Origin of the sequence: Pseudoalteromonas sp. 1CM17D, from assembly GCF_023161805.1 — a bacterium.
GTDB classification, from domain to species: domain Bacteria; phylum Pseudomonadota; class Gammaproteobacteria; order Enterobacterales; family Alteromonadaceae; genus Pseudoalteromonas; species Pseudoalteromonas atlantica.
This window is the reverse complement of record NZ_JALNTP010000017.1, coordinates 35,366-51,238: the sequence shown is the minus strand read 5'-3', so window position 1 is coordinate 51,238 and position 15,873 is coordinate 35,366. Positions and strand designations below refer to the sequence as shown.

15 protein-coding genes are annotated in these 15,873 nt (G+C 41.3%); 6 read left to right on the top strand and 9 right to left on the bottom strand.

All coding sequences use genetic code 11. From position 1 onward, the window contains the following. Positions 1–209 precede the first annotated feature (209 nt). Together MSC25_RS19440 and MSC25_RS19435 are read left to right on the top strand one after the other, a co-directional pair. Positions 210–356 (top strand): helix-turn-helix domain-containing protein, encoded by a 147-nt coding sequence (locus MSC25_RS19440; RefSeq protein ID WP_223230549.1) that lies wholly within the window; start codon positions 210–212, stop codon positions 354–356. Between the two features lie 267 nt (positions 357–623). Further along, on the top strand, positions 624–1,190 hold the full coding sequence (locus MSC25_RS19435; protein WP_248444369.1) for a transcriptional regulator: 567 nt from the start codon (positions 624–626) through the stop codon (positions 1,188–1,190). Between the two features lie 68 nt (positions 1,191–1,258). Here the strand turns inward: MSC25_RS19435 and MSC25_RS19430 are convergent, their stop codons facing one another. Next, the gene (locus tag MSC25_RS19430) at positions 1,259–3,181 is read right to left on the bottom strand and encodes a S9 family peptidase (protein WP_248444367.1); all 1,923 of its coding nucleotides are present in this window, start codon (positions 3,179–3,181) and stop codon (positions 1,259–1,261) included. A gap of 166 nt (positions 3,182–3,347) precedes the next feature. On the opposite strand from MSC25_RS19430, the gene MSC25_RS19425 reads away from it, so the two are divergent. Beyond that, complete coding sequence (locus MSC25_RS19425; protein WP_248444365.1) at positions 3,348–3,938, top strand: ATP-binding cassette domain-containing protein; 591 nt, start codon at positions 3,348–3,350, stop codon at positions 3,936–3,938. After that, the gene (locus MSC25_RS19420) at positions 3,935–5,047 is read left to right on the top strand and encodes a DUF6136 family protein (protein ID WP_248444363.1); all 1,113 of its coding nucleotides are present in this window, start codon (positions 3,935–3,937) and stop codon (positions 5,045–5,047) included. Before MSC25_RS19425 ends, MSC25_RS19420 begins: the two co-directional genes overlap by 4 nt. A gap of 4 nt (positions 5,048–5,051) precedes the next feature. Here MSC25_RS19420 and fadE read toward each other — a convergent pair whose 3' ends face one another. Further along, positions 5,052–7,508, bottom strand: coding sequence for an acyl-CoA dehydrogenase FadE (fadE, locus tag MSC25_RS19415; RefSeq protein WP_029772579.1), 2,457 nt, complete (start codon positions 7,506–7,508; stop codon positions 5,052–5,054). A 297-nt stretch (positions 7,509–7,805) separates the two neighbouring features. Between fadE and MSC25_RS19410 the strand changes: the two genes are divergently transcribed. Next, a complete protein-coding gene (locus tag MSC25_RS19410; RefSeq protein WP_004587229.1) occupies positions 7,806–8,570 on the top strand; it encodes a class II glutamine amidotransferase in 765 nt (254 codons plus the stop codon). 73 nt (positions 8,571–8,643) lie between these two features. Here the strand turns inward: MSC25_RS19410 and MSC25_RS19405 are convergent, their stop codons facing one another. The 5 genes from MSC25_RS19405 to cmoA all read right to left on the bottom strand — a co-directional run bounded on the left by MSC25_RS19405 (position 8,644) and on the right by cmoA (position 13,345). Continuing rightward, positions 8,644–9,381 (bottom strand): DUF3108 domain-containing protein, encoded by a 738-nt coding sequence (locus MSC25_RS19405; RefSeq protein ID WP_054982662.1) that lies wholly within the window; start codon positions 9,379–9,381, stop codon positions 8,644–8,646. 16 nt (positions 9,382–9,397) lie between these two features. Next, on the bottom strand, positions 9,398–10,045 hold the full coding sequence (gene purN, locus MSC25_RS19400) for a phosphoribosylglycinamide formyltransferase (RefSeq protein ID WP_004588939.1): 648 nt from the start codon (positions 10,043–10,045) through the stop codon (positions 9,398–9,400). Continuing rightward, positions 10,045–11,097: a phosphoribosylformylglycinamidine cyclo-ligase gene (gene purM / locus MSC25_RS19395; RefSeq protein WP_138579437.1), complete on the bottom strand. Its 1,053-nt coding sequence runs from the start codon at positions 11,095–11,097 to the stop codon at positions 10,045–10,047. The genes purN and purM overlap by 1 nt, the downstream gene beginning before the upstream one ends. A gap of 541 nt (positions 11,098–11,638) precedes the next feature. Continuing rightward, positions 11,639–12,607, bottom strand: coding sequence for a tRNA 5-methoxyuridine(34)/uridine 5-oxyacetic acid(34) synthase CmoB (gene cmoB, locus MSC25_RS19390; protein ID WP_054982276.1), 969 nt, complete (start codon positions 12,605–12,607; stop codon positions 11,639–11,641). A gap of 12 nt (positions 12,608–12,619) precedes the next feature. Then, positions 12,620–13,345 (bottom strand): carboxy-S-adenosyl-L-methionine synthase CmoA, encoded by a 726-nt coding sequence (gene cmoA, locus MSC25_RS19385; RefSeq protein ID WP_248444361.1) that lies wholly within the window; start codon positions 13,343–13,345, stop codon positions 12,620–12,622. 116 nt (positions 13,346–13,461) lie between these two features. Between cmoA and MSC25_RS19380 the strand changes: the two genes are divergently transcribed. After that, positions 13,462–14,151, top strand: a complete 690-nt coding sequence (locus MSC25_RS19380) for a DUF3334 family protein (protein WP_248444359.1) — start codon at positions 13,462–13,464, stop codon at positions 14,149–14,151. Positions 14,152–14,358: 207 nt separating this feature from the next. Here the strand turns inward: MSC25_RS19380 and MSC25_RS19375 are convergent, their stop codons facing one another. After that, a complete protein-coding gene (locus MSC25_RS19375) occupies positions 14,359–14,856 on the bottom strand; it encodes a YgjP-like metallopeptidase domain-containing protein (RefSeq protein WP_055255240.1) in 498 nt (165 codons plus the stop codon). A 13-nt stretch (positions 14,857–14,869) separates the two neighbouring features. Then, positions 14,870–15,718: a DUF72 domain-containing protein gene (locus MSC25_RS19370; protein WP_096739850.1), complete on the bottom strand. Its 849-nt coding sequence runs from the start codon at positions 15,716–15,718 to the stop codon at positions 14,870–14,872. Positions 15,719–15,873 lie beyond the last annotated feature (155 nt).

The window sequence follows — 15,873 nt, the reverse complement described above, 5'->3', positions numbered from 1 at the left end:
GTATGTTTACGAAACGCTTTTACTTTCATGAGAACTGACTCCTAAATAGGTGTCTACTTTTATGGAGTCAGATCAATCAGCTATCAGCTAAATAATCGACTACTTAATGCTAACCTGCTAATATTCCTGCCTATTCTTTAATATTCAGCTTCTTATATCTGCATGAATAGCCAAGAATCTAGTCTCACTTTAAAAAAGGAAGCACTAAAATGAGCACACTAGGTCAACAAGTAAAGCAGCTTAGAAATAATAAAAAATTGAGCCAACCAGAGTTCGCTCAGCAAGTGGGGATAGAGCAAAATCATACCCAAACTACCTCAAGATGCGAGTTTCAGTTGGAATTAAAAGCGATTTAGGCAAGGCATTGATTGCAATTAATAGTGGTTCTATTGTTAAAATCAATAACGCAGTATCAATCGCTTTTAAACCAACCCTTTGGGCGTTTCACAGGCACTTACTCTCATCGTTGTTACTTCTTAAAAGGGACTGCCATTGTTGCAAAGTAACGCCTTGATATTAAGCCCCTGTGAGACGCTGAATTCTGCATCTTGAGGTGGTTTGGGTATATATCAAAACTTGAAAACGATAAATCAATTCCCTCGAATGAAATATTTAGAGCCTTATTGATAGCATTAGATCTTTCAATTGATGAGTTTATGAAGCCGCTTGTATCAAGTCATGATAAAACCAGGCTTATGCAGATACCGGATGTTGAGCAGTGGTATAAAAATAAAGCTGTGAGCACTTCAGTAACTCAGCGTAAATTGATTTATTTAGCAATGTTTTTAATTTCGTTTGGGTGTGCACTATTTTATGCAGGCCATAAAAATTATGTGTTTAACGAACATTTTTATGAGTATCGCTCAATTGGAATTATTAAAAATGATGAACCACTCAATGTTTTCAATCATTGGAAAGATTATATAATAGATCCCAGTGCTGAAAAGCGTACAGCAAAACTTAAAGAGATGCTTGCTAGGCGTGTTGAACTTTTTAAATTAATGGATGAGTATATCGGTGAATCATTTGTCGAAGAAGTGACGGGTGGTAAACGTGTTTATACAACAGATGCTGTCCCACGCTACATATCACATGCAGGTAATACTTGGCTTGAGTTTATTGGATTATTTGCAGCTGTTTTAGGTTTAGCTCTGGCGGTATTAGAACCAAAATTAACGCGTCACGCATAAAAAGCTGTATGCGAACAAGCACACAGCTTTTATCTTAAATTTAGCCCATAGTTGTATGGGCTTAAGCGCTATTTTAGATAGGTATCTAAAAATTTTAAGTAAGCGTTAGAGGCTGTTATACGGTTTTCTTTTTTAGTAAAACCATGCCCTTCATCATCAAACAATACATACTCTACTGGCACGTCATTGGCTTTGACTGCGGCAACGAGCTCATCGCTTTCAACTTGTAAAACACGTGGATCGTTAGCGCCTTGTATTACCATTAAAGGTTTAGTGATATTTTTAGCATGAAATAGTGGCGATATAGCCCGATGACGCTCACCATCTGTTGCAGGGTCGCCCATTTCATCGTACAACGCCTTTTTAAAACTCTCCCACCAGGGTGGAATTGAGTTTAGCGTTCTTACCCAGTTAGTAACCCCAAAAATATTAATACCGACTTTGAATTCTTCCGGCTCAAAAGCAAGGGCTGCAGCAGTCATAAAGCCGCCGTAGCTGCCCCCTATGATGCCAATTTTATCGGCATCAACCCACTCTAAACTCTGCAGGTGCTTTTTACCGTACACAATATCTTGTAAGTCGTCAGTGCCGTGCTTTTTATCATCCAAATGAAAAAATGTTTTGCCGTATCCTGAACTCCCTCGGTTGTTAACTGCAAAAATAGCATAGCCATGATTAACTAAATGTTGTTGCATTGCTCTGTAACCAGTACGGCTTTGCCCACCAGGACCACCATGCACCCACACCAGCGCAGGTACTTTATTGTTTCTGTTGGCTTGTTTTGGTTTATACAACACGCCTGGTATTTCTAGATCATCAAAACTTTTAAAGCGCACAATGGTGCTCTCTACTAAGTCGTTTTGATCTATGTCTTTACTTAATGTGTTAGTAAGCTGCTTAGCTTTATTACTACCGACTTGCCAAACAAATAAATTGCTTGGTGAGGTGTCTGAGTTTAAATAAAACGCCATGGTTTTCTCGTCACTTGAGAAATTCACACCGTGTAAATTACCATTGGGTAGGGCGGGCATAGCAACTTGTTTACCTGTCAGAGTATCTAAAATAGACACTTTGGTACTGGCATCGGCATTGACACCACTTACTTGGTAGCGACCAGATTTAGAAAAATAGATAAAGGTTACGTCCCACTCATCTTCTAAAGCCGGCGTGTGCTTACCTGTGGCTAACTCATAGCGCCACATTTGTGAAAACTCGCCTTTTGCGTCTGTAGAGTAATATAAATATTTACCATCAGCAGAGAAGGTTTCAGGCGTATATTGTGCGGGATCATCATGCTGGGATATAAGATGTGGCTTGAGGGTTTTTTTATAAGTGTCAAGAATGTATGTATCACTGTCTTTATTGCTATTATTTTTAGATAAAGCAATAAAGCGTCCATCGGGGCTAATGGCGCCAACATCTAATCCGAGCTCATTTTGATAAACAGGAGACACTTTATAGGTTTCACTATCTACACGATATAAATCCATAAATTTGGCATCACGCTGATTACTTGAGATAAAAAACTGGCTGCCGTCTTTTGTAAAACCTGCAAAGCCAGCTCGTGTTTCATCGCTAGGGGTTAAATCTTTGATTGAACCGTCAACTTCACGCACGTAAACATGGTACCGTTCGTTACCGCCTGAGTCTTTGGTAAACAATATACGCTCATCATTAGGGAAATAGCGTACTGGGTAAGTACTGTCTTCAAAATTAGTTAAGCGGGTTTTACTACCGGTTTTAACATTGACTTCGTATAAGCTGTAAATGCCGCTTTCATCGCTACTGACTAACACTTTATCACCACTTGGTGAAAAACTACTGCCCATAATAGAGGTGGTGTCAAAAAAAGTTTTTGCGTCGTAGGTTTTTACTTGTTGTGTTTGCTCAGTTTTTACAGCGCTAGTGACTAAACTATTAGATTGATTGCAACCCGCTGATGCAAGAGATACAGCACAGGTAATACAGGCAAGTTTGAGGGCTTTTTTCATAGGTACATTCCTTGGTTTATAGTTATATTTCATTTAGAAGTGTTAACCGAACGTTTTTCAAACGCAAGTATTTCTGATATGCAAACAGTAATAAAGTGTTACAAACCATAAATCGTTTTTATATAAGTATTCGCTATAATGATAACTCGTTGAAAAGTGGGTATTTATGATAGAAGTCATTGGGTTACATAAACAGTTTGCTGAAAACATATTGTACAATGGTTATAACGTGCGATTCTGTGCACCTAAAATATGCATCGAAGCACCTAATGGCCAAGGGAAAACAACTTTATTGATGATGTTAGCGGGGCTTGAAACTTACGAAAGTGGTGAGCTTTTGTTTTCTGGAAACACATTAACCGAACCACATAAGCAAATTGCTATTACCTCTGACAGTATTGCTTTACCCGACTTTTTAACAGCAAAGCAAATAATTAACTTATCCTCAAATACATTTGGTTGTTGTTGGCCAACAGCTATAGTCGATGGATTTAATTTTAATGAATTTCTAAATACGCGCTTTGACGCTCTATCATCAGGGAACCAAAAGAAGTGTCAGTTAATTTTAGCGCTTATGCGCGATGCACCGTATTTACTGTTAGATGAACCCAGTGCAGCGCTTGATCAAGCGAGTATTGAGTATTTATTAATTTTACTTGATGAATATTTAGTAAATAAGCCACAAGGTCAAATAATTATTACCTGTCACGAGCCCGAGCCTTTTTTACTGCATGGCTTTGAGTGTATGCCTTTATGATTGCAAATTTAAAACAATCAATTGGCCAATACCGCTCTTTTATGGATTATCGTTTTCTGGCATACAAGACTGAACTTACACAATTATTATTACAACTGAAAAGCTTTGGGGTGTTATTTTTAGTGGTGTTAGGCTCGTCAGTGTTGGGTTTGATATTGCTACTTTTTTTAGGGCTTGGAAAAATTATTGATAGTAGTGATGCACCTCAATATGGTGCGAAAATGGCTTGGCTGTATTTGCTGCTACAAAGTGTAATGTTGAGCGCAATGAAGTCCGCAATAAAAAACTCAGCCCAACGAGCGTTTCAACAGACATTGGTAAAGCGGTATTGGCTTGGTTTGGTGGATATAAAGCTTTTGCTGTTAAGTAATGGCTGGTTGATTGCAAGCCTTGTTATCGCGATTGACCTGAGCATAGACCAGTGGCTTAGGGTGCCGCATTTTTTGGTGTTTTTACTATTACAATTTATCCTCGGCATTTTATGCTTATACAAGCCAATAGCGCTTGTTTATGGATTTTTGTTATCTGCAATGTGGCTAATGTTACCGTTTGATGTAAGTCCACTGAGTTATCAGTGTGGCTTTGTGCTGTTATTTGCCTTAAGCACCTTAATGGCACCTTTAAATTTTGCAGCTAAGTTAGATCTAAGCTCACTTACAGGCTTTTGGCTAATGTTTTTTATACACAACAGCTGGGCTTTGATTTGGCGAGGTGCTTTATTGTTGTGCGTATTTATGGCATTTGAGGTACTACTACAAGAGCGCGCTAATTTAGCTGATATATTTAGTATTTTGTCACTAGCCTTTGTGGTGTTGTTTAGTAGTTCATTACAATTTGATTGTAGTCATCTACATCAACAATATAGTGTGTTTTTTAAAATGCAGAATAAGCAAACAGCATTTTTTATTGGCCAATTTGTTCCTAGTTTAATTGTGCTCTTATTTTCGCTTATTGGTTTTTTTGCTTTATTCAATCAAGCAAGTGGCTTGTTGCTATTAACTGGCATTATTTGGTGCGCACTCCAACAAGCTATCGTGCAAAAAAAACCAGCGCATTACGCGCTGGTTTGGATGATCACAACAGGCGGACTGTTGGCTGCGTTAACCTAACGGGTTAAGCTGCATCTGCTTTGCTGTCTTCACTTTTACGTGCGGCTTTGCCTGCTAATAAATCAGCTGGGTCAAAGTCATCAACGTTAATCACGTCTAAGCGGGCTTTTTCAACAGCGGCTAATTTATCAGCTTCTGCTTGGCTTAATATGCCAGCTTCAAGGCCCATTTGCGCTACTTTATCAAGTTGGAAGAATGGCAGTTTAAGGCCTTTTTCTTTACATACTCGTTCAAATAACGGCTCTACAGCCAGTACGTCTTTAAGTGTTTGCTCTTGACGGCCAACTAGGTTTAGTGGCTCATCTTTTAAGTAAACATAGCTTGCTAAACGGTTACGCGTTTCGCTAGGTACTTGGAGTAGTTGTGCTAATTTATGCTCAAGTTTGTCGGTAGGTTTACGAACCGGGCGACCAAACGGGAATAACAATACTTTTAATACGCCACGTAATGGGGCAGAGGGCATGTTATTGATTAAATCAGCAAGGGCACGTTGGCAGTGGTAAAGATGATCCTGACAGCTCCATTTTACTAGGGCTAAATCTTCTTGTTTACGGCCTTCGTCGTTATAACGTTTAAGCGTTGCAGACACTAAATATAAGTAACTTAGTAAGTCACCTAAACGTGCTGAAATACGTTCTTTACGTTTAAGCGAGCCACCAAATACCGCCATGCTAATGTCAGACATAAGCGCAAGCGATGCACTAAAGCGTGATGCTATACGGTAAAACTCTGCGGTGTCGTCTTTGTACGGTACGCTAGTAAAACGTGCACCACTAAGCGCAAGCCACTTAGTACGTACAAGGTTCGACATTGTAAAGCCAATGTGGCCCATTAGCGCTTTATCAAATACGTTAAGCGCTTCTTCGCGGTCTTCAATTTCACAAGCACCAAGCTCGGTTAGTACAAATGGATGACAGCGAATTGCACCTTGACCATAAATAATCATATTACGGGTCAAGATGTTGGCACCTTCTACTGTTATAGCAATAGGGGCACCTTGATAGCCACGACCTAAATAGTTATTTGGCCCAAGCATAATCCCTTTACCGCCAAGTACGTCCATTGCATGAATGGTCGACTCGCGCATTTGCTCGGTTAGGTGGTATTTAATAATAGCTGAAACAACCGATGGCTTTTCACCTAAATCTACCGCACCCGTTGACATACTAACTGCTGCATCTGAGCTGTAAGCGTAACCTGCAAGTTTAGCCAGTGACTCCTCAACACCTTCCATTTTACCAATTGGTAAACGGAACTGACGACGAATACGGCTATATGCACCTGTTGCTACGGCAATTGTTTTAATGCCACCGGCAGAGTTTGACGGCAATGTAATTGCACGGCCAACCGATAAACATTCAACCAGCATGCGCCAGCCTTGGCCAGCCATTTCTGGGCCACCAATAATGTAATCAAGGGGTACAAAAATATCTTTACCGCGAGTCGGGCCATTTTGAAATGGTACGTTAAGCGGGAAGTGGCGACGACCAATTTCAACACCTGGCGTGTTAGTTGGAATAAGTGCACAGGTAATGCCTGGCTCTTTGTTGTCGCTTAGTAAACCATCTGGATCTTGTAGTTTAAAGGCAAGACCAAGTACTGTAGCCACTGGTGCAAGAGTAATGTAACGCTTGTTCCAAGTAAGGCTAATACCTACTACTTCTTCACCGTTCCATTGCCCTTTACACACAACACCGTAATCAGGAATTGAGCTCGCGTCAGAGCCTGCTTCTGGCGAAGTTAATGCAAAACATGGAATTTCTTGGCCTTGGGCTAAGCGCGGTAAATAATGATTTTTTTGATCTTCTGTACCGTAGTGCTGTAGTAATTCACCAGGGCCTAACGAGTTAGGTACACCTACAATTGACGATAGTAAGGTCGATTTACTGGTTAACTTTTGCAGAACACATGATTGTGCAAACGCAGAAAACTCTAAACCGCCGTATTCTTTTTTGATGATCATGGCAAAGAATTTATTATCTTTTAGATATTGCCATACATCTTGCGGTAAATCGGTAAGCTCGTGTGTTGCTTCCCAATCATCTAGCATGCTACATACTACTTCTACAGGGCCATCAATAAAGGCTTGCTCTTCAATAGTCAGTTTTGGAACTGGGTATTGGTGTAGCTTTTTCCAATCTGGGTTACCACAAAACAAATCAGCTTCCCACCACGTAGTACCGGCATCGATTGCTGACTTTTCAGTGTCAGACATGCTCGGCGTTACTTTTTTAAAGGTAGTAAAAATCGGCTTGATTATATATTGCTGACGAATGCCAGTAACAGAAAGAGGAACTGCGATGATCAAAAAGATCAACCAGCTAATTAAACCAAAAGCACCTGCAAAGGTACCAATTAATAATGTTGCGGCAGAAACACCAAGTGCTGTGTTCCAACTCGCTCTGTGGTAAACCGCGATGCTGAGCAGTGCGATTAAACCGAGTGTAAATATGAGTGTCATTGCTTATTCCTTAATAGAGGTCAGACCACCTCAGTTAGAGTAGCGCTAGTGAGCGTAAGTTTCAAGTACATTACAGCGTTAAATTAACGACAAACTAGCCATTATGCTTATCAATATTCCCTTTATAAGGAACAAGCATGCACCACTGCTGCGTTTAATTCAATCGCAGCGATTATTTAAGCGCTAAAAATCAGTAAATCAGCTAGCCAAAAAAGTTTTTTTAAGTAAGTATGTCTGTTGTAGCGCACAGTAAAGTACAGCGCTATTTATACGTATTTTTTAAGGGTTAGTTTATTAATGTGTGAATTACTTGGCATGTCAGCCAACGTACCTACGGATATTTGTTTTAGTTTTTCAGGTTTATTAGAGCGCGGTGGTAATACTGGCCCGCATAAAGATGGCTGGGGTATTACGTTTTACGAGGGTAAAGGGTGTAGAACCTTTAAAGATCCTGAGCCAAGCTATCAATCAGAAATCGCCAAGCTAGTAAAAGCTTACCCCATTAAAAGCGTGTCGGTAATTAGCCATATTCGCCAAGGCAACCGTGGTCGAGTGTGCCTTGAAAATACCCACCCGTTTACTCGTGAGCTTTGGGGGCGCGAAATTACCTATGCACATAATGGCCAGTTATCTAACTATCACGATTTAAAACCACAATATTATCGCCCTGTGGGCAACACCGACAGTGAGCTGGCGTTTTGTTGGTTGCTAGATAAAATTCGTGAAAAATACCCAAAACGCCCCTCTAATATGGCCTCTGTATTTAGATACGCGGCTAAGCTTTCGCATACGCTACGTGAAAAGGGCGTATTTAATATGTTATTGACCGATGGCGTATTTGTATTGGCGTACTGCACTAATAACTTACACTACATAACGCGTCGAGCACCATTTGGTAAAGCAACGTTAATTGATGCCGATATGGTAGTTGATTTTAACGAAGAAACCACCCCAAACGATGTAGTAACAGTAATAGCTACACGGCCATTAACCAACGACGAACGCTGGCAAAAAATGCAGCCAGGGGAGTTTGCGTTATTTAAAATGGGCGAACTAATTTAGTTAAATAGCCTAAAAGCAAACACAAAAAAACGCGATATAAAATCGCGTTTTTTTGTGTTTGCTATCACCGTGTTTACGGCGCTTCTGATCTTACTTCGCTGCTCTCGCTAACTGGAGTAGAAACAGGCTGGGTAACGGTAAATGAATTCATTTGTACTTCAAACTGCTCCATGCCTTTTTCACCTTTCCACATACGTACAAGCATGTAGTCCATTTCTGGTGCAAACCAGGCAAGGGCTTGGCGTTTATCGTTATCGTATAAACGTTTTACTTTTATAGCTTCTACGTTACCAATTGGCAGCGAAATCATTTCTTTGCCAACCACTTCAAAGTTGTAGTCGCGGCGATTGCCTTTTTTATCAATAAGCGGAAACGAAAAATAAGTTTCGCCTTTTTTTAAGCCTTCGCGTACTTGTACTTGATACGAAATAGCATCTTGAAATTCGTCAGTCCATTCGCACTTTAGCGGGTATTCGCTAGTACTACTGGTGACCACTTTATTTTGTGTATCAAAGTCTATTTTATAATCTTTATCTGGGCCGGTGCCGGTACGCACCATATTGTAATGATGAGGAGTGACTTTGTTATCTAAAAAAGTAAATACTGAGGTTTCTTCTCGCTTGTCAGAGAAAATCATCCACTCAATATTGCTGTGATAAGTAAGTTGATACGTTTGCTCGCCAACTTTTTTAAGTTCGCGTACTGCCTCGCCATGATTTTTACCTTTGCGTAAAATATCGTAGCTGGCTTGATACTCTGTTAGTTCGCCTGCATTTAGGCTAGTAGGAAGTAAAGCGCCCACACATAACAGCAGGGCACTTATTTTTTTATTGTGGGTAGTGCGCGCCGTGTGCAGGAAGTTGTTTTTCGTCAAGAACTGCATAATCTGCTTCCATAGTAAGTCTGTGTTCACTGAACCACTTGACCACCAAAGGATAAATTATATGCTCTTGTTCGTGCACGCGTTTAGCTAATGTTTCTGCTGTATCATCCTTGAGTACAGGTATTTGCGCCTGAAGAATAACGGGACCGCCGTCTAACTCTTCAGTTACAAAATGAACACTTACGCCATGAACATCGTCTTTTGCATCAATTGCTCTTTGGTGGGTATTCAGCCCCTGATACTTAGGCAACAAAGATGGATGAATGTTCAACATTTTTCCAACATATTTTTGCACTAAGCTAGGAGTAAGAATACGCATAAACCCAGCTAATACAACTAGATTTGGCATAAAAGAGTCAATAACGTTCATTAATTGCGCATCATAGGCCTCGCGCGAGTCAAAATCTTTGTGACTGAGCACTTTTGTAGCAATACCTGCTTGTTTTGCACGCTCAAGGCCGTAAGCGTCTGCTTTGTTACTTATAACAGCCGCTATGTGTCCGTTTATTTCGCCGCGCTCGCAGGCATCAATAATGGCTTGTAAATTAGAACCACTACCCGATATTAATACCACTAAGCGAATGGGTGCCATTACTTAGCACCACCTACAATTTCTACTTGCTCTTCGCCGGCAACAGCATCTTGAATTTCACCAAGGTGCCATGCGTTTTCGCCAAGCTCTTTTAAAATGCTTAAGCTTTGCTCTAGCGCGTCGCCTGGTACTACTAATACCATGCCTACACCACAGTTAAATGTACGGTACATTTCGTGCGTAGTAATATTGCCGTTTTCTTGTAACCAGTTAAAAACGGTTGGCCACTCCCAGCTATCGCCTTTAACTACTGCTTTTGCAGAATCAGGTAATACACGCGGAATGTTTTCCCAAAAGCCGCCGCCAGTAATATGCGATAGGGCATGCACGTCTACTTGCTTAAATAACTCAAGTAAAGGCTTAACGTAAATACGGGTTGGCTCTAGTAAGTGCTCGCCTAGTGTTTTGCCGTCAATAACTTGGTTCGTATCGGCGTTTGATACTTCAAGCACTTTACGAATTAAAGAAAAGCCGTTTGAGTGCGGACCGCTAGAGGCAAGGGCAATAAGTTGATCGCCGGCTGCTACTTTTGTGCCATCAATAATTTTAGATTTTTCTACTACGCCGGTACAAAAACCGGCCATGTCGTAGTCTTCACCATCGTACATACCTGGCATTTCAGCTGTTTCGCCGCCAATCAGGGCACAGCCAGAAATCTCACAGCCTTTACCAATACCGGTTACTACATCGGCCGCTGTGTCTACATCTAGTTTACCTGTTGCATAGTAATCTAGAAAAAACAGGGGTTCAGCGCCTTGTACTATTAAATCGTTTACACACATTGCAACTAAATCAATACCTACAGTGTCGTGTTTTTTTAAGTCGATAGCTAAACGTAGTTTAGTACCTACACCGTCAGTACCTGCCACTAGTACTGGCTGTTTGTAACCTTCTGGAATTTCGCAAAGAGCGCCAAAACCACCAATTCCGCCCATTACTTCTGGACGACGCGTTTTTTTAACTACGCCTTTAATACGCTCAACAAGTGCATTACCAGCGTCGATATCTACGCCCGCGTCTTTATAGCTTAATGACTGTTTTTGTTCGCTCACAGGTTTTCCTCAAATAATTGCTTGGGGTTGCTTTTCGATAGCTTAGAAACGCGCGTATTTTACAACAATTGCAACTGCGCGGCTAGCTCAAATATAGTTTTGAAATAATTAACAAGGACACTTGTCCGCTATTAGTTTGTTAATTGCACAAAAAAAGCACCCTAGGGCGTGTTGACCTTTGCGGATTGGAATTTGTTCAATCTAGGGGCGTTCAAATCGCGGCGCGAGGTTTGTAACCTAGTGGGCTCGATAACTGCTCCTGTGTTATTCTAATGACTTACATCCCTGTAAGAATAAGTAAAAATCGAGCAAAGCTTCCGCGTCCTGCTCACGCCCCTTACCTACATCCATGTAGGCAACAAAGAGTTTATCGTCCCTAGAAAGAACCCGAAGGGCAGCGCATGTTTGGCATTTATGCTGCGTTATCGCCTATTTATGTGGAATAACCACACTTCATAGGCTCTGCCTTGCCTAAAAACCAAACACACTGCTGCAAATTCAACCATCAAAGAACAACTCGCCCTGGGTGCTTTTTAGTTATTTATGCTTTGGCAGTTAGTATTGCTCTAAGTGGAGCAGGGTAACCTTCAATGGTTTTACTGGTATCGTTTGGGTCTAAAAAATCAACTAACGATTCGTTTTCCATCCAGTCGGTCCTGCGTTGCTCATCAAGCGTGGTAATTGCGCAATCTTTTATTTGCACATCTTTAAAGCCAACGCGCTCCATCCACAGTTTTAGTGCAGCAGTACTTGGAATAAACCAAACGTTGCGCATTTTTGCGTAGCGGTCGGTAGGTACCAGTACGGTGTTTTCATCGCCTTCAATTACTAACGTTTCTAGCACGAGTTCGCCACCTGGGCGAAGCTGCGCTTTTAACTGCGCTAAAAAATCGATAGGCGAGCGGCGGTGATACAGCACCCCCATAGAAAACACCGTATCAAACGCTTTAAGCTCGGGTAGTGCCTCTACACCTAATGGTAATAAATGCACGTTTTCGTCTGGGTTGTAATGTTTAATGGCCTGAAACTGACACAAAAATAAATCAGAAGGGTCAATACCCACTACAAATTCAGCGCCTTCACCGCGCATACGCCATAAGTGATAGCCAGAGCCACAGCCTATATCTAATACTGTGCGGCCTTTTAATGGCTCAATATGAGGAAGTAGGCGGTCCCACTTCCAATCGCTGCGCCACTCTGTATTTATTTCAATACCGTGTACAGTAAAGGGGCCTTTGCGCCATGGCATCATGCGTTTTAATAAATGCGTGGCTTGTTTTTGCTCGCCTTCGCTCATCTCCCCCGGTGCGCCAATTTCTACTTTAGTGGCGATATCAACGTGGGTTGTTTTTACTTCTGGCAGATTTTTAAGTACTTTTTGCCATTTTGGTAAATCGCCATGGCTTGCCTCGTTTTGCCAATGCTTTAATTGAGCGGGCAGGGTTTCTAGCCAGTGGCTAAGTGGGCTTTGTGCAATTGCTGCGTAAAATTGGTTAAACCATTGAGACATAAGTCACTCTCTTTATTTAATTGCTACCATTGAGCAAAAATTAAAACATTGATACCACACCTGCGTTTGGCTAAAACCAATGTCGCTTAAACGATTAAAGTGAGTGCTTAGCATATCGGGGCGCATCACGTTTTCAATGGCAGTACGTTTTTGGCTTATTTCAAGCTCTGAGTAGCCATTGTGGCGTTTAAAGTCGTGGTGCAAATCAATTAATAAATTATCGCACTGCTCGTTTTCGGCTTTAATTTTTTCGCTAAGGAGCAGGACGCCACCGGGTTTTAAGTTAGCGTAAATTTTTTCAAGCACGGCTTGGCGCTGTAAAGGCGGAATAAATTGCAAGGTAAAATTCATGGCCACTACCGACGCATTTTGAATCTCAAGCTCGTTAATATCGCCTAAAGTTACTGTAACAGGCACGTCTGACTTAAAGCCTTGTAAATGTACCTTACAACGCTCAACCATAGCTTGTGAGTTATCTACAGCAATAATGTGGCAGTTATCGGTGCGAATATTACGGCGCATGCTTAGGGTAACCGCACCAAGCGAGCAGCCTAAATCGTAAAGGTTTGAATTACTTTGCGCATATTCACCGGCCAATTTACCCATAGTGCTTACGATGGTGGCATACCCAGGCACAGAGCGCTGGATCATATCCGGAAAAACCTCAACCACATTTTGGTCAAAGCTAAAATCTTTTACTTGTTGCTCAGAGGCGTAAATACTGTCTTTTATACTCACTAAGGCAGTCTCTTTAAAAATAATGGCACTATTTTAACATTTTATACTGGATAGTCAGTGATAAATTCAGTAGCTTGGCTAGAATTATGAATAATAAGTATAAAAGAGAACGTTAAATGAGCAAAAGTAAGGTAATTAGCACAGACGATATATTAGCAACCCTATGTCATTCAGTGACGGGTGTTCTGTCATCAGCCAGTGGTAACGAAATTAGCTACTCGGCTATGGTGCAAAAAATAACGCGCACCTGTATGCGTCCAGACATTGGCTGTTTTGTATTATTTGATGGTGGCTTTACAGGTCTGGTAGTCACTAATTTTACAGCGCAAGCGGCAATGGAAATTTACGGCGATTACATGCGCAATATGGGCATGCCTGAAGAAGAAATTGCCCACAGTCATTTATCAGATGACGTTTCAAATATAATGGGCGAGCTGATGAATCAAATTGTTGGTGACTTCACTTCTAAAGTGCGTGAGCAGTTACATACCTCTATTACGCAAAACCAGCCAAAAATGATGGCAATTAATAAACAGGTGCAAATATCGGTTGATACCACCATGGATCGTCCACAAGCACGCCGCGTAACCTTTACTACGCGCAACCAAAATATCTTTTACCTAGAGCTGGCAATGGATAAAACAGAGTTTATTAAACTACATGACTTTGACATTGTAGAAGCGATAGACCCTGATGACATTATCGAAAACGAAGCTAAGCAAAAGGCTGAAAAAGCAAAAGCTAAGTCAAAAGAAGCAGAACAAGATGATGCCGATGATGACTTTATGGCTGAGCTAGGGCTGTAATGTAGGTTGGGTTGAGCGAAGCGAAACCCAACGTGCTTTTGAGCTGTCAGTTTTAAGCTGTCAGTTTTAAGCTATCAGCGGTCAGTAGAAAAGTTACTAAAGAGAACGCGATTTTAAATCGCGTTTTTTATTGAGAACTTTGATTACGAGTTAGGTTGTATTTATTTTTCGCTGACCGCTGACCGCTGACCGCTGACCGCTGACCGTTCATGAATAAGGATTCTCTCCCATTGCCACCACCACACAAAAAATCCGTAAATCTAACTCTAACTGATGGTATTGCGGCTCCATGTGGCAGCACAGTTTATAAAAGCTTTTATTGTGATCTTTTTCTTTAAAGTGGGCGAGTTCGTGTACGACTAGTGCTTTTAACAGTGGCTCGGGTGCGCGCAGTAAATCACTGTTTATGGCTAAATCGTGTTTACGGGTTTTACCCTGCATGCGATAGGTGTGAGTACCGAGTGCATTGGTGACCATATCACCTTGTTTTTTAAATGCAGCGCGTCCAAACGGTGGGGCGTTTTTTAAATACTGCTTTTTTAAATCAGTGGCGTAGCTGTAAAGTAGTTTGTCGGTGGTGATGGTGTGCGCATGTGGGTATTTTTTAAGTAAGTAGTCACATACCTTGTTGTTATTTATAAGGCTTAATACTTGCTCAACAATGTTAGCTGGGTAGCCGGTAAAGTAACGTGCGTATTCACTCATTTTTATTCTCTATTTAAAAAAGCGTTGGCTGGTGGGCTTCTTTTTCGCCGCTGAATGGATTTAATACTGGGTGATTATACCCTAAGTCTTCACAAAACTGCCTAGCAAGGAGTGGAGATTCACGGTTATCAGCAGTATGAAAAAACACATACGGGGATTTACCCTCATCAAGCCATTGTTTTACTTTATTGAGCCACGGTTTATAAAAGGGTTTATAGTCGTTTTGTAAATCGGCTATTACAAAGCGTGCCATCGGCTGCGAGCCAGTAGCTATTGCATGTACCGGTAAGTGGGGCTTTTTTTGTTGTGCATCTATTAAAGCCTCGGTGGTGGGCTTTACTGCAAAAAGCGCACGGGTATCCATAGAAATACGGTTTATATTATTTGCCATTAATAGCTGATTAAGGGCAATTTCGGCCTCACCTTTTTTAAAAAAACCACTATGGCGTACTTCTACGCCGTAATTTAGCTCTTTGGGGAGCAAGCTAATAAATTGCGTTAATTTAGGTAAATCGCTTGGACCAAACGCTTTGGGTAATTGCAGCATTATTTGCCCTGTTTTTTCAAGTATTGGGGCAAATAACGTAAGCCAGTCATTAAGTTCTGTTTGAACATTACTAAGCGCAAGCTCGTGGCTAAAGCGACGATGAAACTTAAACGTGAATTTAAAGTCCTCGGGTACGCTTTGAGCCCAGCGTAAAACAGTGCTTGGCGCTGGGTCTGCGTAAAAGCTGGTATTGCCTTCAACTGAATTAAAATGCTGGGCATATTGGCTTAGCATATCGGCATTTTTACATTGGCGGGTAAATAAATTGCCTTTCCAGGCGCTGCTCGACCACTGAGGGCATCCAATATATAACATAAAAAGGGTGGCTTAATGACTTCGTGGCGTAAGTGTACCAAATACATACGGTGCTTGCTGCAAATTAACATTACAAAGCTAAACACACGCTCTAGGGCGTGTTGATCTTTGTAGATTGAAATTTGTTCAATCTAGGGGCGATTAAATCGCGGCGC